The sequence below is a fragment of the Aquimarina sp. 433 genome, assembly GCF_054054605.1.
On record NZ_JBSWZK010000008.1, the window covers coordinates 189,180 to 211,129 of the forward strand.

Consider the following 21,950-nt stretch of genomic DNA (forward strand, 5'->3'; position numbering starts at 1 on the left):
ACATCGTAAACTTATGAAATTCATCAAATCATTTTTAATGGTGCTGTTTATTGGTTCAGTACTTCATGCCCAAGAAAATTTAGAATACCAAAAACCAGTAAAAGAGATTTTAGATTTAGTGGATGTACCACTTGCTCCTTCTATTCGTATAGATGAAAAAGGAGAACAACTAATTTTCTTGTATCGTGATGGATATAAAACCATCGCCGAGCTATCAGAAAAAGAAATGAGGTTAGCTGGATTACGAATTAATCCGAAAACTAATATTTCTAGTCGTGCCAACTATTCCAATAACATTAAATTAAAGAGAATAGATGGTGAACCTATACAAGTTAGCGGTCTTCTTAAAAATCTGAGATTATCAAACCTTTCTTGGTCTCCAGACTACACAAAAGTCGCTTTTACACATACAACTTTAGATGGTGTAGAATTATGGTTAGTAGATATTAAAACTAATAAAGCAACGAAATTAACAGATGCAACCCTTAATGCCAATATGGGATCTCCATTTAGGTGGTTTAAGGACAATTCTGCTTTACTGGTTAAATTTTTATCTAAAAATAAAAAAGCATTAATTAATGTAGATGAAGCAATTCCAGCAGGACCTACAATCTCTGTTAGTGAAGGAACGAAAGCTCAAAACAGAACATATCAGGATTTATTAAAAAATCCAAATGACGAGTATAATTTTGAGCAATTGGCCACTTCAGAAATATTTAAGGTAAACCTTGATGGGACCAAAACGTCTTGGTCTACAATTGGTATGATAAGAAATTTCTCGTTTTCGCCAGATGGTAATTACGTAATGGTTACTCAAATAGAAAAACCTTTTTCTTATTTAGTGCCTTATTATCGTTTTCCTCAAAAAACAACAATTTATAAAAGCTCTGGTGAGCCTTTTAAGATAATAAATGAGGTTCCTATTGACGAAGTAAGACCAAAGGGCTTTATGGCTACTCGAATGGGAAAAAGATCCATGAGTTGGAGAGCAGACAAACCAGCTACACTTGTTTGGGCAGAAGCCTTGGATAAAGGAGATCCTGAGGTTAAAGTAGCCTTTAGAGATGAAGTTTTTGAACAAGACGCTCCTTTTGAAGGAAAACCAAAATCTATTTTAAAGACGATCAATCGTTACAGTGGAATACAATGGAGTAATGATAAAAATATTGCTTTCGCCTATGACTATTGGTGGAATACAAGAAATACGAAAACCTATGTTTTTGATCCTAACAAACCATCTGTAAAACCACAAATTATTCATGACAGAAACTATCAGGACAGGTATAATGATCCAGGAAACTTTGTAACCTCTAGAAATGAATTTGGTCGGTCTGTAATAGATATTACAAAAGGAAATGTATATCTAATGGGAGATGGCTTTAGTAAAGAAGGACAATTTCCTTTCATTGATAAGTTAAACTTAAAAAGCAACGACACAGAGAGAGTTTATAAATCAACCTACACTGATAAGGTAGAGAATATTTATTTCGCCACTAATCTAGATAAAGGAGATTTTCTTGTAGGCATAGAATCCCCAAGTGAGTACCCTAACTTTTATATCAGAAATATAAATTCTAAAGATAAATTAAAACAAATCACCAACTTTGCAAATCCTTTTGCTGCGTTACAAGGTGTACATAAAGAAGTAATTAAATACAAAAGAGATGATGGATTAGAGTTATCCGGAACCTTATATCTTCCTGTAGGATATGATAAAACTAAAAAGGAAAAGTTACCGATGATTCTATGGGCATATCCAGAAGAATTTAAAGACAAAAAAAGTGCATCTCAATCTACTTCCAATCCTAATGAATTTACCTATCCATTTTGGGGATCTATGATATATTGGGTTACAAGAGGTTATGTAGTATTAGATGATGCTTCTTTCCCAATTGTAGGAGAAGGCGATGAAGAACCTAATGATTCCTTTAGAAAACAATTAGTAGCTAATGCGAAAGCTGCTATAGATGCTGTAGATGATTTAGGACTTATCGATAGAAACCGTGTTGCTGTAGGAGGACATTCTTATGGTGCGTTTATGACTGCTAATCTATTATCACATTCCAATCTCTTTGCAGCAGGTATCGCCAGAAGTGGAGCATACAATAGAACACTAACCCCTTTTGGATTCCAAAGTGAAGAAAGAAGTTACTGGGAAGCACCAGAAGTATATTATACTATGTCTCCTTTTATGCATGCTGATAAAATGAAGACTCCTTTACTATTAATACACGGAAAAGCTGATAACAATTCTGGAACATATCCGCTACAAAGCGAACGATACTTTAATGCCTTAAAAGGTTTAGGTGCTACCGCCAGATTGATTATGCTTCCTAAAGAAAGTCATGGATATAGAGCTAAAGAATCTATCCTACATCTTCTATGGGAACAAGATCAATGGTTGGAGAAATATGTAAAAAACAGAAAAGAAAAAGTTTCCGAAGGAACTAATTAATATAAAAGTAAAACGCCAGAAATACATCTGGCGTTTTTTTTACTCTTACTGTAGGTGTTTTTTTAAGGTAATAGATTTTTAACAATAATATCTCTTAAATCATTTTTATTAAGAGGTTTATTAATTAAATCATTCATACCTATTTCTAAACAGTCATCTTTTACTTCTCCTAATTCTGCAGCAGTAAGTGCGATGATAGGAGTTTTCTGATCAAATTCTCGTATTCGTTTGGTAGCCTCAGAACCATTTAAGTAAGGCATATTTAAATCCATAAGTATTAAATCAAAATCTTCTTTCTTTACCATTTGAATGGCATTAAAGCCATTTTCTACAATGACACAATCATATCCAATAAGACTTAATAAGTTTTTAGTAACTATTTGATTAATCTTATTATCTTCTGCAACCAATATTCTACGGTACACTTTGGCTTTTCCATTGTTCATTTCATTATTAGCAAGCTCCTCTCCTTCTTCTAAAATTTCTAGAGTAAGATCAAAATAAAACTTTGTACCTCTTCCTTCATTGCTTTCTAGATGTACGCTACTATCCATCATTTCCAAAAGGTTTTTTACAATAGATAGCCCAAGTCCAGTGCCTTCTACATTATTAGATTCCCGATCTACCTGTGAAAATTTCTCAAAAACAAAGTCCTTTTTATCATCTGGAATACCCACACCGTTATCTTCTACTTCATATCTGATATGAATCGAGTTTTCTTTCTTACTTAATAAAATAATACGTAACCAAATCTTCCCATTTTCAGTAAATTTCGAGGCATTACCAATGAGGTTTATCAAAATCTCAGATAACCTCAAAGAATCTACATTTAAGGACTCTGGAAGTTCGTTAGGTACTTCTAAAATAAGTTCATTACCTTTACTTTTTGCTTGATATTCAAATGAATTGAGTAGGTTTTGTGATAGTTTGAAAAGATTGGTAGGTGTCTTAGCTAATTTTACTTTATTAGATTCTATTTTACTTATTTGAAGTACGTTGTTAATTAGATTTAGAAGATAATCTCCCGAAAACTTTAAAGAACCTAATAACTTTTTATGCCTATCTAAAACATCTTTATCTTCTAATAATAATGAGGTGATACCAACCACACCGTATAATGGTGTTCTTAACTCATGACTTACTGTAGAAATAAACTGTGATTTTACTTGAGTAAGTTTTTCAGCCTCTGCCTTAGCTTCTATAAGTTGTACATTTTTATCTTTTAATACATCACTTAAATTTTTCTTAGACCTATAACTAACGTAAAAGAAAAATGCAGTCCCAAATAAAAAGATCAATCCAATAACAGCAATAATATTAAGAGTTCTATTGTTCTTAGCAAGTTGAGATTGATATTCTTTCTCTGTTTTCGCTATTTGTAATTGTCTTTCATATTCATCTACATTAAAACTTACTCTTGCGATTTCTATTTGTTTAAGTTTTTCTTTATTGTAAACTTTATCTCTATATTCTTGAAACCGTTTGATATCTTCATAGGCTTTACCTAATTCACCTTTTTTAGCATACATCTCTGCTCTAGCTTCATATATATAGGATTCTTCCAATAGCATATTATGCCTTTCTGCTATATTGAGTGCTTCTTGGAAAAATTTTTCAGACTTTTCAAAGTCATTCTGACTTAAAGCTAGCCTACCTTTAAGATAATACACTTCACAATACCCTTCGATATCACGATTTTCCACTACTAATTTATTTGCTTCTTCGATATAAGGAATAGCTTTTTCAAATTCTTTAGCATCCACATAAGTCCAAGCTAAATTAATGATGGGAGTCATATACTCTTCAGGTTTATTTAATCGCTTACCTAAATCAGTAGCTTTATCATAATACACCAATGATGCCTCTAAATCTTTATAACCATCTGAAAAAACATTTCCCAATCCATTATTATTCCATAGAATCAACAATGAATCACCTGCTTTTTCGGCGTAATGCAACGACTTTCTATAATATTCTTCAGCATTTTTATAATCCACAATTATTTGATAATTGTAAGCCATAAGATAGTAGGCTTCAGATTTATAGTGATCATTATTTAATTCATGAGCATAATTAGCAGCTTTTATCGCGTACTCGAGCGATTCTTTGACTTTATACTCAAAAGTTAAATTATTGGATGTATCTATTAGAAATTGTAAACTATCATTAACAGGAAATTTCGATTCTTCCTGACAATACGAGAACCATGGAATAGTCCATAAAAGGATAAAAAATAATGACCTTCCCCTCAAAATTAGTTAGTTTTTGATAAATGATTGCTTCTCCACATATTCCCGATGCACTTAAAGAAACGATCGTTCTTCTTTGTTAATTTACTAAAAAAAGAATAAAGTTTAGTGATTTTGTGCTGTTAAGATTAAAAATAAATTCATAATGACTAGGAGCTTTTTGCTTTTTCTGTTGTAAAATAAATTCCAAAAATTACAATTGTAGCACCTAAAATCTGTAATATAGAAAGGTTCTCATCCAATATAAAAAATGCAAGTAAAATTGTAGAAACAGGACCTAAACTTCCTATAATAGCAACATTCGATGCTCCTAAGCGACTAATTGCCGCCGAAATAAGATATGAAGGCACAACGGTAGCAAAAAATGCCATAAAAATACCTAAAACATATACTTCTCCTGGATAACTGGTAACATCTCCCCTATCAAAAAGCAGGTATTGGATTATAATACAAAATGATGAAACAATCATTGCGTATGAAGTAAAAACTACAACACCAAATTTAGGTATCAACCAACCACTCCCAACAAGATATATAGCATATGTTAATGCACTTAAAAAAATAAGAAAAACCCCTAAATGAATATTAGGAGTATCCAATTGAAGTTCCTGCCAGAATGTAATAATAACACCAACATAAGTAATTCCAATAGCTACCAATTGTCTTTTAGAAATTTTCTGTTTTAGAAAAATTCTTGATATCAACAATACTAATGTTGGATATATAAATAAAATAATACGCTCTAAACCCGCTTTGATATATTGTAATCCTAAAAAGTCAAAATAACTCGCTAAATAATAGCCTACAAAACCAAAAAATAAAATCCATATATAATCTGACTTTTTTATTTTCTCTGGATTATTGGTTTTTGAGAATACAGCTATTGCAAAATAAATAGGCAAAGAAAAAGACATTCTAAACAATAATAGATGTTCTGAACTAATCTGATATTTATACGCCATTTTTACCATTACCGCTTTCGCGGAAAAAAGTACTACTCCAATTACTGCTAGGATGATACCAATAGAAACTTGTTGAGATTTTTGCATGGTGCAATATTAGAATCAATAGTTTTTAAATTCTAAAAGTGATTTATAGAATTACGATGTCCAACAAAAAACCTCTTAGAATTTCTAAGAGGTTCATTAAGGTTATTTTGTTTGTTTTAGTATGTAACTATACATTAAATAGAAAATGCATAACATCTCCATCGTTTACCACATATCCTTTACCTTCTATCCCTAATTTTCCAGCCTCTTTTACCTTAGCTTCGCTACCAAAAGATACATAATCTTCGTATTTAATTACTTCAGCACGAATAAATCCTTTTTCGAAATCAGTATGAATTACTCCTGCCGCTTGAGGTGCAGTAGCTCCTATTGGAATTGTCCAAGCTCTTACTTCTTTAACACCTGCAGTAAAATAAGTCTGTTGATTTAGTAATTTATACGCTGCTCTAATTAAAACAGAAGATCCAGGCTCTTCTAATCCCATATCTTGAAGAAACATTTGTCTTTCTTCGTAATCTTCGAGTTCTGTGATATCCGCTTCTGTTCCTACTGCGAGAATAATTACTTCAGCATTTTCAGAAGCCACTGCTTCTTTTACACGTTTTACGTGATCATTCCCCTCTACTGCAGCTCCTTCATCAACATTACAAACATATAATACTGGTTTATCAGTTATAAACTGTAAAGGTTTTACATACGCCAGATGATCATCTTCAGAAACATCTACAGCTCGTACAGATTTACCTTCTTCTAAACCTTCTTTTAATGCTAAAAGAACAGATTCTTCCTTTTGTGCCTCTTTATTACCTGTTTTTGCAGCACGTTTTATTTTATCTAATTTCTTTTCTAAAGTTTCTAAGTCCTTTAGTTGTAACTCTATATCTATAGTTTCTTTATCTCTTATAGGATCTATTGAACCATCAACGTGTACAATATTATCATTATCAAAACAACGAAGTACGTGAATTATAGCATCCGTTTCTCTGATGTTTCCTAAAAACTGATTCCCTAGACCTTCACCTTTACTTGCCCCTTTTACCAATCCAGCAATATCTACAATCTCTACAGTAGCTGGTATCACTTTTTCCGGATTAACCAGCTCTTCAAGCTTTTTTAGTCTTGGATCTGGTACATTTACAACTCCAATATTAGGTTCTATAGTACAAAAAGGGAAATTAGCACTTTGTGCTTTTGCATTAGACAAACAATTAAAAAGTGTTGATTTCCCAACGTTAGGTAATCCAACTATTCCTGCTTTCATATTTTTCGTTATCTAGGAACAAAAGTATTTGTTCAAATTTTTAAGTGTGCAAAGATAATGGTATTAAAGCATAGTAAACAAATACTAAAGAAATAGATTCTCACAAAATAATCGTCAAATAATAGCTACTAACGCCAAAGCGAAATTTTTAATAAAAATACGGTAATCAAAAGTTTTGAACTTTTTGTATTTTTAACTCACTAAATGATTAACCTATGAAAGTATATAAGAAAGTAACATTATTGATACTTTTATTTTCAGTTTTTATTGGATACACACAATCTGAAGATAAAAAGGAGAAAAAAGAAGAAACTGCAGAAACTAAACCCAAAGAAAACTCTTCTGAAGAAATTGTCACAAAAACGATACGTATAAAAGGTGCTAATGGAGAAGAAAAAGTTATTACCGAGCAACAGATAATTACTAAAAAGAGTGAACTAAAATTGAATCCAGATGAAGAAGATGAGGATACAAATAGAACTGCTGTATATTCTCCTCAGACCGTTTCGATAAAAAATGCGGGTAAGACATCCTCTGAGAAATTATATAGTAGTATTCCAAATGGTTCTGGTTACATCTTTACAATAATTGACGAAAACGGAGAAAAAATGTTGAAAGCTCGTCCCTTATCTAACGGTTATTATTTGGTGAATTTTGCAAAAGACAATAATTGTTTAGGGCATTTTGACGATGCGAAAAACCTGATTTTAGAGACTTATGATTCTGCATCCGATTCTATTGTATCTACAAGCTATAAACTGAAATAAATATTTTTCAGAAATCATAAATATAAAAAGATCGCCTAAATTAATATTTAGACGATCTTTTTTTTAGTCTTAATCTTTACCTTAGTTATCAGGAGATACAACCAAGTCTCTAATTAGTACTTGACCATATACATTAGAACTTTCATGACTACTACTAGTAGATTGCAAATAACAACCTGCTTTAAAATAATTTTCATTAGCATTTCCAATATCAACAGATTCAAATAGTTCCTCTATTCTATTACCATTGTTATTTAAATTGTACAGCCTAACCACACCATTCCTCATAGTTAACTCGAAATAATACTCAGTATCCATCTGCATATTAAAATTGATAGTTCTTCCGCTTCCTTCAATCTCTTCGGTTACATATCCCAAAATTCTTAAATCCACTGACCCAGAATTTTGTCCAGAACTTCCTTGTACCTGAACCCTAATTACATCATCATAGAAATCATCACGTTCGTGAATCTGACCAAAAGCTAATTTACCAGACGGTGGTAAATCTTCTATTTTAAATCTCCATTTCATAGAATGTTCTGTATTTGTATTACCATTCCAATAATTGTCTCCTCCATTTATGACTTCTCTAAGTTCTGATCTTGGATTAGAAGATCCTCCAGATGTTGGATTACCAGGATAACATCTAAAAGCTGCAAATCCATCCTTCTCAAAAAAGAAATGACTTTCTGCTTTACTGGCATTATCTGCATAATTCAATCCATTATCGTTGCTTCCTACATTTAGATTACCACTAAAACCATTAAGCTTCCATCCATTTCCAATAATTGCTGCTGCTGTATTTCCTGGAGGAGGTGGTGGCGGTGGATCTATTGTACCTCCAACTTCCGTAAAAAACCATTTCTGATTATTTGATCCGTTATATGCATACTGATCTACATTACTACCATTAGAACTACCAGTAACTCTTAAGCTTTTTCCACTATCTCTACTTTTAATTCTAAAATATCCATTTCCTACAGAAATAATTTGCCATTGTTGATGCGTTGTTCCTTGATAAGCCCATTGTTGCACGTTAGCTCCATTAGAATTACTTCCTCCTGCAACTTCTAATGATTTACCGCTATCTACACCTTTGAATCTTACATAACCATTGCCAACTGATAGTATCTCCCATTGTCTGTGAGTTCCAGAAGTATTAGCATCTGTTCCCCAAACCTGTAGATTCGCGCCATTGTTATTGCTTTTTCCAGCAATATCAAGAGTGCGTCCATTATTCAAGTTTTTGATTGTATAAATCTTCCCTACTACTGGAGTAGCTTTGGTATCTAATTCCTCATCTTTGATAAGTGAATCATCAGCATCAATGAATTCCTCATTCTCGCAAGAAACTCCTGTTAACACTAGCATAACAACTAGTAAAGATCTAAACAAATAGTGTAAATGATACACTTCCCTTTTTTCACAAAATGTTTTCATAATGATTGTTTTGAATTGTTGATAGAATTTGTGTTAAAATTTTGGTTACCCAAAAAAAATAATTGGTCAACCAATTTAGTTATTGCAATATTAACGAATAATTATACCAACTCAAACGATTTCGTAAAAAAATATATAACTTATTTTAAGTATTGCTAAAATATTAACTAAATAAATACCATATATACATATTTTGCGAAGCAAAAAACATAATATCATATTGCCGCACTTATCGCGTAAGATTAAAACAATCAACAAAAAAGGGAAAGAGCACCATAAATAAAATTAGTTATCTGGTGATACTAATAAATCTTTGACCAATACCTGACCGTAATCGCTAGACCCATCATGACTACTACTTGTAGATTGTAAATAACAACCAGCTTTAAAATAGTTTTCATTAGCATTACCGATATCTATAGATTGAAATAACTCTTCAATTCGATTTCCATTATTATCTAGGTTATATAAAGTAACAACTCCATTACTCATGGTTAGTTCAAAATAATACTCAATATCCAAACGCATATCAAAATCAATTGTTCTTCCTTCACGATCCTCAACTTTTTCTGTTACATATCCAAGTATTCTCAAATCCACTTCTCCTGAACTCTGTCCTGCATCTCCTTGCACTTGAACTCGTATAACATCATCATAAAAATCGTCTCTTTCATGGATTTGACCAAAAGCTAATTTCCCAGAAGGCGGTAAATTTTCTACTTTAAATCTCCACTTCATAGAATGCTCAGTATTTGTATTCCCGTTCCAATAACCATCTCCACCGTTTATCACTTCTCTTAACTCAGATCGTGGGTTACTAGATCCTCCAGATGTTGGATTCCCTGGATAACACCTAAATGCTGCATATCCATCTTTCTCAAAGAAAAAGTGACTTTCATTTTTACTTGCATTATCTGCATAATCCAATCCATTATCACTACTACCAATTGCTAGAAAACCAGAAAATCCATTTAATTTCCATCCTGGTCCGATAATACTAGCTGCTGAGCCTCCTGGTGGTGGACCTTGCGGTGTTGCATTTATAACTTTACTGGCAGAAACATTACCAGAATTATCTACCGCGACTACAGTAAATGAATAAGAAGTGCCGTTACTCAAGTTATTAATCGTAGCACTTTCTCCAAAAGAAATTACCTCACCACCATCATAAGTAATTCGTACACTATTGAAATCAGAATCTTGAGGATTATTCCAATTTAAAACTACAGAACCATTTCTAGCTACCGCATTTAACTCCGATACTGGTCCGGGAGGAATTGTATCATCGTTTCCGTCCTCTTCTTTTCCATAAATTTCCGTTTCAATAATACTATTCCAGCTATTTTTAGAATTACCAAAACTAGATATTCTTACGTATCTAGCGTCAACATCATCAAAATCAAAAGTTTCTAACCCTTCTGTTGTCCCACTACTTCCCGTAGTTTTTGCATTATATACAGTTTGTAAAGAAGATGTAGAATTACCCACTCTAATTTGAAAATATGCTTCTCTTTCATCTCCTTTAAACCAAGCTATTTTTAAACTTGATACTGTTTTAATAGCACCTAAATCATAAGTAATATATTTACCTTTATACCCATTGGATGACCATCTTGATTCCGTATTTTCAACGATACCATCAACCGTATTTTCTGGTCCATATCCAATTTGATTTCCATTGGCAGAAATACTAATTGGTACTATCTGACCTGTAGCTACTGGCCCATCTATCAAAGTACTTTTAAGTGTAAAATCATCAAAACGGACATCTCCACTATTTCTTATTCCTAATATAGTCACTGAAGAATTACTACCACTGTTAAAGTTAATAGCAATCTCTTCAAAATCGTTTGTATCAAAATCAATTGATTGTCCACCTACAGAAAGTTTGCCATCTCCGTTAACCCAAGCTTTAAGGATATAGTCTGTATTTTGACTTACATCAACCGTTTGTTCTATTTTGCCAGATGAACTCGTTACTTTTCCAGATTTTATACCTGAATTTCTATCACTTGAGATAGCATAATTTTCAGAATCTCCCCAATTAACTTCTCCAAGTTCGAATCCAGGGTTTTGAATTGGTATGGAAACCTTAATTTCCGAATCACCCTTAATAGTTTCTAGTAGCTCGCTGTCAAATTCTTCATTTGTACAGCTTACTATTGGAAAAAATAATATTGCAATAAATAACGAAAAAAGAGACCTTTTTCTAATAATAAATGTTAGTTTCATTGTAAATGATTGTTTTTAAAATGTTTACGTTTTTAAATTATAAATAAAAATAAATTGGTTATCCAATAGTATAATTGGTCAACCAATTTATTTTGCAATAATACCCCCCAGAAAAGAAGTATTCCTAATTTAAGATGGGGAAATTCCCCTAATTATTAAAAGATTAACATACCTCAGATACTTTGTTAAAATAAACAAAACAGTAGGTACTTAATCGCCAAAACCTATAATCAGGTTTTGAAAGTGAAAATAACAAGTACTTTATTAAAGTTTTAACCGTAACATCTATATGCGTGCTAAAAAATAGTATTCGTAATTATTCAGATAGTATTCGTTTGTACATATTGTTTAAAAAAACTCCAAAAAATAAAACAGTAAACAACTAATCTTTAAAATCACTGTTCTTTCACCAACTTTTCTTTCCTGTAAATCCAGATTTGTACTAATTTTTATAATGTTTTTATTAACAAATCAAAAAACCAAAATCTAAAAATAAACTGCTAAAAACTAGTATTAATTCTAAATAAAACTTAAAAAATTAAAGATTTATCTATTTAACCTATCTCAGAGAAATTGGAAGAGAAAAAATCCCCCTAAAAAAAATTTAATTAAAGGCGATATCCTTTGTTAATATTGATTTATTACTATCTTTATTTTTACCAATTTAATTATTATTTACATGAAAAAGCTCACACTCATCTTAGGGATGCTGTATGCCAGCATTTCTTTTTCTCAACTTCAAGTAACAGGTACTGTAACCGATACAGATGGCACTCCCTTACCTGGAGTTAACATCCTTGAAAAAGGAACAAACAATGGGGTCATTACTGATTTTAATGGAACTTACACTATAGAAGTAAATCCTGACGGGGTTTTAGTTTATAGTTTCGTAGGTTTTGGATCTAAAGAAGTGCCCATAAACAACCAGTCTACTATTAATGTAACTTTATCCAGTGGTTCTGAATTAGACGAAGTATTGCTAGTTGGTTCTCGAGCATTGCCAAGAAGTAACACTACTTCATCATTACCTATTGATGTTTTAGCATCTAAAGAGCTAGCATCTACCGGTCAGGTAACTTTTGATAAAGCCCTCCAATATAAGATTCCATCATTTAACACGGTTCAAACTCCGGTTAACGATGCAACTTCATTATTAGACCCTTATGAAATAAGAAATATGGGACCAAGTAGGACATTGATTCTTATCAACGGAAAGCGTAAAAACCTGAGTGCTCTTTTATATACTCAGACTTCTCCTGGTCGAGGAGAAACAGGTTCTGATATTTCTGCAATACCAACAGATGCAATTAAACGAGTAGAAATATTAAGGGACGGTGCTTCTGCACAATATGGTTCAGATGCGATTGCAGGAGTTATGAATATTATTCTAAAAGACAATCCTAATGATGGTTCTGCTACTTTAAGAACCGGTATAACATCTGAAGGAGATGGAGAAACGATCGGTATCAGTTTAAATAATGGAGCTACTATCGGAGATAATAAAGGCTTTTTTAATTATACTGTAGATTTTTCTAAAGTAAACTTAGCCAATCGTCCGGGAACAGTTGATGCTGATGGAGAATTTAATGATTTTGTATTTGTAGATCCAAATCTTCCTGATGGAACCCCAAAACCGGACGCCGCAAATATAGCTATTGGAAATACCTTAGGACGAACTTCGGTAGACAACTTTTTAAGTCAGTTTCCTGATGCTGGAAATATCAATGGATCTCCCGAAACATCTGCTGCAAAATTCTTAGTGAATGGAGGGTATGACATTAATGAGAACACTAATATATATATGAATGCTGCTTATGTATATAAAAAGGTAAACAGTTTTGCGAATTATAGAACTCCCTATTGGAGACGTGCAGAAGCATTCAACCCAGATGATGTAGATGGTGTTGACTTCTTTTCTTACCTTAATGATTTCTTTCCAAATGGTTCTAATGGAGAATATATAGGATATCTTCCAACATTCGAAGGAGATTTAAATGATTACAATGCTACTATAGGATTTAAAACCAAAAAGAATGGTTGGAACTTTGATCTAAGTTACACTACTGGAGGTAATTCTCAAGATTATAGCGTAAATAACTCTCATAACCGTAATTCTGTTTTATCACCATCAACTTGGGTGGATGCAAACGATAACGGAGTTGTAGATCCAGGAGAAATCACGGAAGGGTCTGAATTATATCAAGAAAATAGTCCGATATCCTTTGATCCAGGAGGAACAAAGTTTACACATAGTGTAGGTAATATAGATATTGCTAAACTCATTACTGATCAAATTAGTATTGGTGTTGGAGCAGAATTTAGAACAGAAACATTCGAAATTATTGAGGGAGATCTTGCTTCTTATGATGGTGGTGGAGCTGATTCTTTTGCGGGAAACAGACCTGAAAACTCTGGAAAATTTAACCGTTATAACTTTGGTGGATATCTCGACATATCTGCTGATATTACTGAGGATTTCTTGGTAAATGGAACAATTCGTTTAGAGGACTATAGTGATTTTGGAGAAGCCTTTGTTTGGAAAATTAGTAGTCGTTATAAGTTCTTAGAAGATAAATTTACAGTAAGAGCATCTTTATCTACAGGTTTCCGAGCTCCTACGCTACATCAAATTTATACACAGAGAGCTCAATTCAGTTTCATTCCAGGTCAGGGAATTCAGGTTGGAGGATTAATTAATAATGTTTCTCCGCAAGCCAGACTTTTATCAATCCCTCAATTAGATGCTGAAGAGTCTACAAACTTTACCATAGGTTTCGGCGCAAAGATCAATAAGAACATCAATGTAACTGTAGATTATTACAACATACAAGTGGATGATCGTATAGTTCTGAGTACCGAAATTGGAGCTACAGATGCAGGAAATACACCATTAGATGACGTATTACAAAATAATAATCTATCTGATGTTAGTTTCTTTGTAAATGCAATCGATACCAGAACTTCTGGAATCGACGTTGTTGCTAATTATAGAAATATCGGTATTGGTCCTGGAAAACTTAATTTTAGTTTATCGGGAAATTACGTTATTCAAAATGAAAGAGATGGTGCTGTAAACAACCCAACATTGGTAGCTGATGCAGGTCAATCCGTTGTAAATGATACCCAAGAAGCGCTATTCTTTACTTCGCGTCCAGAATTTAAAGCCATTCTTGGTGCTAACTATGATATTGGAAAATTTAATTTCTCATTAAATAATACGCTATTCGGTCCAACTAAATTTAGAAATCAAGGATTACAGGATCTAGAATCTTTAGTAGGTGGTGATCCAGCTGATAGTGATGGCGGTTCTGATTTAAGCGTTGAATTTAAAACAAAAATAGTTACAGATCTTGGTATTAATTATAACGCTACAGATAATATTACCGTAGCACTAAACATTAATAACATTTTAAATGTACTACCAGAATGGGAATTTAAATCATTAACTCCCACAGGAGATGCTGTATTAAATGATCCAGATGCTGAGAAAACAGCTTTTAACCTTATTACATTTAACGGAAGATATTCACAAATGTCATATGATGGTTATCACTTCAGTCAGCTTGGAACCCTGTTCAATTTGTCTTTGAATTATAAATTCTAAATCGTGTTCAAAAATCTATCGTTTATTGATAAATTTTGAATACCTATAATTTTAAAAACCTTAGAGAAATTATTCTCTAAGGTTTTCATTTACTTCAGTAATAAAATTATCTGGATTATTTCTTTTGAACAATTTGTAAACACATGAAAATTCATAATACTAATCTAAATACACTTACATGAAAAAACTCACTCTTATTTTATTTGGGCTAATTACTGGCATGACTTTTAGCCAAAAAATTATTACTGGAACAGTTACTGATGTTTCGGGTACCCCAATACCCTTTGTTAATATTTTAGAAAAAGGTTCCGACAAGGGCACTACTACAGATGATAATGGTAATTACACCATCGCAGTAGATGAAAATGCCGTATTGGTATTTAGTTTTGTAGGGTTTCAGACTCAAGAAATTTCCGTAAAAAACCAAGAAAAAATAGATATTACCTTATTAGAAGGAGAAGCTTTAAGTACTATTGTAGTTGTTGGTTCCAGAAGCCCTAAAAGAACCGCTACAGATACTCCTGTTGCCGTTGACATTATTGATATGCAAGATATTGTTACTAAAAGTGGTAAAATAGAAATCAATGAATTACTACAATATTCAGCGCCTTCTTTTAACGCCAACAAACAATCAGGTTCTGATGGTGCAGATCATATTGATCCTGCTAGTTTAAGAGGTTTAGGTCCTGATCAAACTCTGGTTCTTATTAATGGAAAAAGAAGGCACTCTTCCTCACTTATTAATATTTTTGGTACAAGAGGAAGAGGAAACTCTGGTACTGATCTTAATACGATTCCTGCCACATCCATCAAAAGAATTGAAATTTTAAGAGATGGTGCAGCAGCACAATATGGATCCGATGCCATCGCCGGTGTGATCAATATCGTACTTAAAGATAATATAGATAAACTTAGTGGAAGTATTAGCTACGGAGCTTATAACACAAATGCTAAAGGAGATTTTCCTGAAGGAACCCCAAATACTGATGGAAATCGATTAGATACAGAAAACGATGGAAATCGCATAGGAGAAGATAAGGATTTTGATGGCGGATCGGTAAAGGTAACTGCTAATTATGGAGTGGGTATTGGAGATAAGGGTTATATCAACTTTACCACAGAATATTTAAGTAAAAATAAAACACTTAGACCTGGATTTGATTTTAGACGAGGATTTGGAGAAGCTGCAATCGATGGTTTTAATTTCTTTGCTAATGCTAATATCCCATTATCCGATAAAACAGAATTATATGCTTTTGGAGGTAGAAACTACAGAGATACCGATGCATTTGCTTTTACCAGAAACGGTGGTGAACGCGTGGTCACCGAAATTTATCCAAATGGCTTTACGCCAAGAATTACTTCAAATATTATTGACAATTCTGTTTCTGCAGGTATTAGAACAGAAACCAATAATGGTTGGAAAATTGATCTTAGCAATACCTGGGGAAAAAACAATTTCCACTACTTTATAGAAGGAACTTTAAATGCCTCCTTGGAAGAAAACTCACCAACAGAATTTGATGCAGGAGGACATAGCTTAAGTCAAAATACTCTTAATTTAGATTTTTCTAAATACTATCCAAAGGTATCAAAAGGTTTGAATATTGCCTTAGGTGCTGAGTATAGGACAGAGAATTTTATCATTTTTGCAGGAGAAGAAGGTTCTTATGCGACTTATGACACGAATGGATTACCTATTATCGATCCTGCGACTCAAACACAACCTATTGATCCCGATAGTGGTCAACCTAGACCTGGAGGATCACAAGGATTTCCTGGGTACAGTCCTGCAAACGAAGTAGATCGATCTAGATCCAATCTATCTCTTTATGCAGATGCAGAATTGGATATTACAGATGCATTTCTTTTGGCTGGAGCCGCAAGATTTGAGAACTATAGTGATTTTGGAAGTACCATAAATGGGAAGCTTGCTTTAAGAGTAAAAGCAACTGAGAATATCAATTTTAGAGGTTCAGTTAGTTCTGGATTCCGCGCTCCATCATTGGCACAGATTTATTATAATCTTAGATTTACAGATTTCCAAGGAGGTGTAGCTTCAGAAACACTATTATCTCCTAACAATAGTCCAGTTACTGCTTCTTTTAGAATTGATCGTTTAAAAGAAGAAACTTCGGTAAATGCTTCGGTTGGAGTTACTGCTAAGCTTGGTGATTTTTCAGCTACTGTAGATGGTTATTACATAGATATCAAGGATCGTATCGTACTTACAGGTACTTTTGAAGCCACTGATATTGATAATGTAAATGAAGCTCAGTTTTTTGCAAATGGAGTTGATACTGAAACCGTGGGTATGGATGTTGTCTTATCTTGGAAGTCAAACTATACTTTTGGGACATTATCAGCACTATTAGCAGGAAACGTAAATAATATGTATATCACTGCTGTAAATACCGATTTAGATCCAGATATATTCTTTGGAAAAAGAGAACAAGGATTTTTACTGGCTTCAGCACCAAGAAGTAAATTTGCTTTAAATCTGAATTACAATACGGAAAAATTCAATGCGGGTCTTGGTTTAACCAGATTTAGTGAAATTACATTGGTAGATTTTGATGATAATGATGATGTCTACGGAGCTAAAATAACTGCTGATCTCACTTTAGGTTATGAACTTACCGAACAACTAAAGCTTACCATTGGAGGAAATAATATTACTAACGAATATCCTGATCAACAAGATGATTTAACAGAAGCCGGTGGATATTGGGACGCTGTACAAATGGGATTTAGTGGAGCTTACTATTATGCTAGATTAGACTTTAATTTTTAAAAAACTGGTCACCTTAAATGAACTAATTAATTTAGGGTGACCTTTTAATAGTATTCTTAAAAAGTACTCAAAACACTGTTAATTGTACTTTGATACAATTCAAATTCATTAAGATTATTATGAGCCCCTCCTTCAATTACAATCATATTTTTCTGGGAAGATATAATACTCTTAAATAATTTTTCCCCTGATGAAAATGGTACTACCCTATCCTTTGTACCATGATAAATGGTAATATTACAAGTAACACTCTTAATGAACTGATCTGATGGAAATTTAAATTTTAAAAGAGCATTTACTGGAAATATTGGAACCCAATACGAAGTTGCATCTTCCATGGAACTAAATGGGGTTTCCAAAACTAAATTACCAGGTTGATTTTGTGCTGCTATTTTGGTTGCAATTCCAGTACCCAACGATCGACCATAAATGATAATCTTGTCTTCAGAATATTGATTTTTTGCATAGTTATAAAACAATTGTGCATCAGAATATAGTAGTTGCTCTGTTATAGTTCCATGATTCTTACCATATCCGCGATAATCCATAATAACTACGTCATATTGTTTCTCTACAAAAAAAGTAGCAACCTTTCCCCATCTTTTTAAACTACCACGATTACCATGAAAATAGAGAATCACACCTTTTGGATTTTTGGTTTTAAAATGTAATCCATTTAGCTTTAAATTATCTTCTGCAGTGATAAAGAATTCCTCAAAATCATGATCAAACCGATATTGATAATTCAAAGAAAGTTTTTCTGGTTGAAAAATAATTTTATGCTGAAAAAAGTATAATAAAACAATAATCAGTAGATATACAGATACTATCCAAAACAAAATTTTTTTAAGCTTGGACATTAACTCCTTTTTTGGCATGTTGTACACCAATACTAGTGTTAGAAAGATTGATTTTTCTCATTTTAGAATTAATAATCTCCCCTAACATTTTATGGTACGATTCAAAATTATTAAGATTCTTATGTCCACCACCAATTACTGTATATAATCGGGTTAGTTTTGGTTTAATTTTAGAAAGTTTGATACTGGATTTAAAAGGAATTAATCTATCGTGTGTTCCATGGATAATATGAATTGGGCAATTGACATACTTTAACCATTTATAAGTAGGAATTGGATATCTCATAATCAAAGAGACAGGCATAAATGGTATATATTTAGCAGCTACTTTACTTAAACTATAGTACGGTGCATCTAGTATCAACATCTTTGGATTATTAATAGAAGCTAATTTCGCTGCGAAACCAGATCCCATAGAACGTCCATATAAAATGATATATTTTTCATCTACCTTTTCTTTTAGCTTGTTATAAACAAATTGTAAATCTCTTTTTAGTGCTTTAAAAGAACGTCTTCCTGTACTTTTTCCAAATCCTCTGTAATCCAACATACAAACATCGTATCGATGTCTCGTAAAATCGACAGCGAATTTACCCCAACCTTTAATACTTTTAGAGTTTCCTTTTAAATATAAAACAACTCCTTTAGGATTTTCAACTTTAAAATGAAGTCCATTTATAATAGCTCCATCTCTAGTTTCTAAATTATATTCTTCGACGATCTGATTATTGTAATGAAACTGAAAATCTTTATCTAACTTTTCTGGTTTAAAAATGAAGTATTCTTGCAAATAATATAAAGCAATACTAGCTACGATATAGCACGCAAGAATAATAATAGCTATGTATCCCCAATTTGGCATATTAGTATTCTTAAAGTATTTATAAGTATCTAATTTACAAAAAATTAAACTGATTGCATAAAAAATCCCGCCGAAGCGGGATCTTTACTTTTATCTAATGTTCTTATCTTCTTGCATCGTATATTCTAAAACGAACACCGACTCTTGCATAAAAATCAAAAAACTTACTGCCTCCAGTATTTATAATCTGAAGGTTATCATCTTTTAAGTTGTCAGTAAAATCATTCATCACACCAGCTTCAAAAAAGATATCAAACATCTCCCCTATCATTTGAGAAAAACCAGCTCCATAGACACCTCCTATTACCAATTGTTCATAAGCTTCAGATTCTAATTCTATGCCAGAAATTTCGAAATTAGTATTTAATCTAAATGAGGGTCCAACATTTACAAAGGCTCTAAAGCGATCTTTTCCTCTACCGAATAAATATCTAAATTTAGGATTAAAACCAACCTGCAATGTTTTAGCATCACCTAACCCCTGAATTTCACTAGAACGCTGAACAAGATCTAAAGAAAAAACGAAACTAGTTTTAGCTCTTACCCCCATGAGATATCCGTATCCGGCATTTAGATAAAAACCAGTTCCAACTTCAGTATCAAGATTATCAAGATTAAGTTTAGAAAAAGTTGGTCCTCCAGAAACTTCCCATCTATATTGTCCAAAAGAAGTAGCTGTAAAAGCCATAAAAAGTGTAAATAATAGTATTTTTTTCATAATTCTAGGTTTGGATTTGAGGTTAAATTCTTGACGAAAATAGTAAATTTTAAAAAATGTGTACAAAAAAACCTGTCTAAAGAGACAGGTTTTTCATTATCTTGATAATACTACTTGATTATTCTTTGTGCATAAAAGCTTGTTTCTGTAATAAAAACTCTTCAGTTTCAACGATATCTTCATCAGGAACACAACAATCTACAGGACATACTGCAGCACATTGAGGTTCTTCATGAAAACCTTTACACTCTGTACATTTATCAGGAACGATATAATAAATCTCATCACTTACTGGTTCCTGAGCTTCATCTGCATTCACAGCTTTTCCTCCAGGAAGTACAACATCTCCTTCTAAATCAGTACCATCAGCATATCGCCAATCATCCGCACCTTCATAAATTGCAGTGTTAGGGCATTCAGGCTCACAAGCACCACAGTTTATACATTCATCTGTTATTATAATTGCCATAGCTCTTTTTTATTCTAAATTTGCAACACAAAAATAACTCGTAAACTAGTTATAAACAAATTACAAATGGTATTAAATGACCGAATTATCGCTTTTTCTGAACTAGGAAAGTTCTTGAGTCAATTCAAAAACACTGGTTATGAGAAGATTAGTAACGTTAAACATAATGAGGATTTTTTTGATGGAATGATCCAAAAAATAGTATCTGCTAAGAATCATAATGGTTGGTTTACAGAAGAAAACATTTTATTTTCTTTAGAACAGTGGAGTACGTTATTAACCAAAGAAAATCTTGAAAAATGGTTATCACCTTACAACCTAGATAAAGTATCGACAAAAACAGTTGGAATTATCATGGCTGGAAACATTCCATTGGTAGGTTTTCATGATTTTATTTCTGTAGTAATTAGTGGACATAAGGTAATTGCCAAACAATCATCTAATGACAATCAACTTCTTCCCTATCTGGCTTCTTATCTGATTTCAATTCAACCCGAGTTAAAAGACTACATTTCTTTTACCGATGATAGAATTAAAGATTTTGACGCTATAATAGCTACGGGAAGTAATAATACAGCTCGTTATTTTGAACATTATTTCGGTAATAAACCTAACATTATTCGTAAAAACCGAAATTCTGTAGCTGTATTAACAGGTAATGAAACTAAGGAGCAACTAGCAGCACTTGGTAATGACATTTTTAGATATTATGGTTTAGGGTGTAGAAGTGTATCTAAAGTAATGGTACCATCGAATTATGATTTTGATTTATTCTTTAAATCGATATACGAGTTTAATGATATAATCAAAGGGGCCAAATACGCTAATAATTATGATTATAACAAAGCCGTATACCTAATGAGTAGTTTTAAATTACTCGAAAATGGTTTTCTGATGCTAAAAGAAGATGAAAGTTACAGCTCACCAATAGCTACTTTGTTTTATGAAACATATTCGTCAAAAGAAGAGCTAGAAAGAAAATTTGAGTTAGACAAAGAAGAAATACAATGTATCGTAAGCGATCAGTTCTCTGATGAGAGTATCGATTTTGGCAACACACAATCCCCTTCTCTATCAGATTACGCAGATAATATTGATGTTATTGAATTTTTAACAACAATTAGCTAAATAATTTATCATTTTGACAATGAATTTGTTTTAGATTATTAGCACCTTTGTGGTGTTTTTTCGAACTGGTTTAGACAACCAGAAAATAACAAGAAAAGTAA

The 21,950-nt window shown here is 32.5% G+C and carries 14 protein-coding genes; 5 read left to right on the forward strand and 9 right to left on the reverse strand.

Going from position 1 to position 21,950, the window contains the following annotated elements:
• Positions 1-13: 13 nt before the first annotated feature.
• The gene (locus ACWNT5_RS16925; RefSeq protein ID WP_456518014.1) at positions 14-2,455 is read left to right on the forward strand and encodes a prolyl oligopeptidase family serine peptidase; all 2,442 of its coding nucleotides are present in this window, start codon (positions 14-16) and stop codon (positions 2,453-2,455) included.
• Positions 2,456-2,517: 62 nt separating this feature from the next.
• On the opposite strand, the gene ACWNT5_RS16930 is transcribed toward ACWNT5_RS16925, so the two are convergent.
• From ACWNT5_RS16930 to ychF, 3 genes are all read right to left on the reverse strand, one after another.
• On the reverse strand, positions 2,518-4,707 hold the full coding sequence (locus ACWNT5_RS16930) for a response regulator (protein WP_456518015.1): 2,190 nt from the start codon (positions 4,705-4,707) through the stop codon (positions 2,518-2,520).
• A 146-nt stretch (positions 4,708-4,853) separates the two neighbouring features.
• Positions 4,854-5,753: a DMT family transporter gene (locus tag ACWNT5_RS16935; protein ID WP_456518016.1), complete on the reverse strand. Its 900-nt coding sequence runs from the start codon at positions 5,751-5,753 to the stop codon at positions 4,854-4,856.
• Between the two features lie 127 nt (positions 5,754-5,880).
• Positions 5,881-6,975, reverse strand: a complete 1,095-nt coding sequence (ychF, locus tag ACWNT5_RS16940) for a redox-regulated ATPase YchF (RefSeq protein ID WP_299602046.1) — start codon at positions 6,973-6,975, stop codon at positions 5,881-5,883.
• Positions 6,976-7,190: 215 nt separating this feature from the next.
• Between ychF and ACWNT5_RS16945 the strand changes: the two genes are divergently transcribed.
• Entirely contained in the window at positions 7,191-7,742 is a 552-nt protein-coding gene (locus ACWNT5_RS16945) for a hypothetical protein (protein WP_299896051.1), read from the forward strand.
• A gap of 81 nt (positions 7,743-7,823) precedes the next feature.
• Here ACWNT5_RS16945 and ACWNT5_RS16950 read toward each other — a convergent pair whose 3' ends face one another.
• Entirely contained in the window at positions 7,824-9,182 is a 1,359-nt protein-coding gene (locus ACWNT5_RS16950; protein ID WP_299602052.1) for an RICIN domain-containing protein, read from the reverse strand.
• A gap of 285 nt (positions 9,183-9,467) precedes the next feature.
• Complete coding sequence (locus tag ACWNT5_RS16955) at positions 9,468-11,414, reverse strand: polysaccharide lyase family 7 protein (protein WP_299602055.1); 1,947 nt, start codon at positions 11,412-11,414, stop codon at positions 9,468-9,470.
• Positions 11,415-12,093: 679 nt separating this feature from the next.
• Between ACWNT5_RS16955 and ACWNT5_RS16960 the strand changes: the two genes are divergently transcribed.
• The gene (locus tag ACWNT5_RS16960; protein ID WP_299896042.1) at positions 12,094-15,018 is read left to right on the forward strand and encodes a TonB-dependent receptor; all 2,925 of its coding nucleotides are present in this window, start codon (positions 12,094-12,096) and stop codon (positions 15,016-15,018) included.
• Between the two features lie 178 nt (positions 15,019-15,196).
• On the forward strand, positions 15,197-17,812 hold the full coding sequence (locus ACWNT5_RS16965) for a TonB-dependent receptor (protein ID WP_456518017.1): 2,616 nt from the start codon (positions 15,197-15,199) through the stop codon (positions 17,810-17,812).
• 56 nt (positions 17,813-17,868) lie between these two features.
• Here the strand turns inward: ACWNT5_RS16965 and ACWNT5_RS16970 are convergent, their stop codons facing one another.
• The 4 genes from ACWNT5_RS16970 to ACWNT5_RS16985 all read right to left on the reverse strand — a co-directional run bounded on the left by ACWNT5_RS16970 (position 17,869) and on the right by ACWNT5_RS16985 (position 20,721).
• The gene (locus ACWNT5_RS16970; RefSeq protein ID WP_456518018.1) at positions 17,869-18,672 is read right to left on the reverse strand and encodes an alpha/beta hydrolase; all 804 of its coding nucleotides are present in this window, start codon (positions 18,670-18,672) and stop codon (positions 17,869-17,871) included.
• The gene (locus ACWNT5_RS16975; protein WP_456518019.1) at positions 18,659-19,534 is read right to left on the reverse strand and encodes an alpha/beta hydrolase; all 876 of its coding nucleotides are present in this window, start codon (positions 19,532-19,534) and stop codon (positions 18,659-18,661) included. Before ACWNT5_RS16975 ends, ACWNT5_RS16970 begins: the two co-directional genes overlap by 14 nt.
• Before the next feature lie 103 nt (positions 19,535-19,637).
• Positions 19,638-20,252, reverse strand: coding sequence for a hypothetical protein (locus tag ACWNT5_RS16980; RefSeq protein WP_456518020.1), 615 nt, complete (start codon positions 20,250-20,252; stop codon positions 19,638-19,640).
• 118 nt (positions 20,253-20,370) lie between these two features.
• Complete coding sequence (locus tag ACWNT5_RS16985; protein WP_219007555.1) at positions 20,371-20,721, reverse strand: 4Fe-4S dicluster domain-containing protein; 351 nt, start codon at positions 20,719-20,721, stop codon at positions 20,371-20,373.
• Positions 20,722-20,787: 66 nt separating this feature from the next.
• Between ACWNT5_RS16985 and ACWNT5_RS16990 the strand changes: the two genes are divergently transcribed.
• The gene (locus ACWNT5_RS16990) at positions 20,788-21,849 is read left to right on the forward strand and encodes an acyl-CoA reductase (RefSeq protein WP_456518021.1); all 1,062 of its coding nucleotides are present in this window, start codon (positions 20,788-20,790) and stop codon (positions 21,847-21,849) included.
• The last annotated feature ends 101 nt before the right edge of the window (positions 21,850-21,950 follow it).

Coding starts and splice junctions, on each gene's coding strand:
- ACWNT5_RS16925 (WP_456518014.1), top strand. CDS start 14: ATGAAATTCATCAAATCATTTTTAATGGTGCTGTTTATTGGTTCAGTA.
- ACWNT5_RS16935 (WP_456518016.1), bottom strand. CDS start 5,753: ATGCAAAAATCTCAACAAGTTTCTATTGGTATCATCCTAGCAGTAATT.
- ychF (WP_299602046.1), bottom strand. CDS start 6,975: ATGAAAGCAGGAATAGTTGGATTACCTAACGTTGGGAAATCAACACTT.
- ACWNT5_RS16945 (WP_299896051.1), top strand. CDS start 7,191: ATGAAAGTATATAAGAAAGTAACATTATTGATACTTTTATTTTCAGTT.
- ACWNT5_RS16950 (WP_299602052.1), bottom strand. CDS start 9,182: ATGAAAACATTTTGTGAAAAAAGGGAAGTGTATCATTTACACTATTTG.
- ACWNT5_RS16955 (WP_299602055.1), bottom strand. CDS start 11,414: ATGAAACTAACATTTATTATTAGAAAAAGGTCTCTTTTTTCGTTATTT.
- ACWNT5_RS16960 (WP_299896042.1), top strand. CDS start 12,094: ATGAAAAAGCTCACACTCATCTTAGGGATGCTGTATGCCAGCATTTCT.
- ACWNT5_RS16965 (WP_456518017.1), top strand. CDS start 15,197: ATGAAAAAACTCACTCTTATTTTATTTGGGCTAATTACTGGCATGACT.
- ACWNT5_RS16970 (WP_456518018.1), bottom strand. CDS start 18,672: ATGTCCAAGCTTAAAAAAATTTTGTTTTGGATAGTATCTGTATATCTA.
- ACWNT5_RS16975 (WP_456518019.1), bottom strand. CDS start 19,534: ATGCCAAATTGGGGATACATAGCTATTATTATTCTTGCGTGCTATATC.
- ACWNT5_RS16980 (WP_456518020.1), bottom strand. CDS start 20,252: ATGAAAAAAATACTATTATTTACACTTTTTATGGCTTTTACAGCTACT.
- ACWNT5_RS16985 (WP_219007555.1), bottom strand. CDS start 20,721: ATGGCAATTATAATAACAGATGAATGTATAAACTGTGGTGCTTGTGAG.
- ACWNT5_RS16990 (WP_456518021.1), top strand. CDS start 20,788: ATGGTATTAAATGACCGAATTATCGCTTTTTCTGAACTAGGAAAGTTC.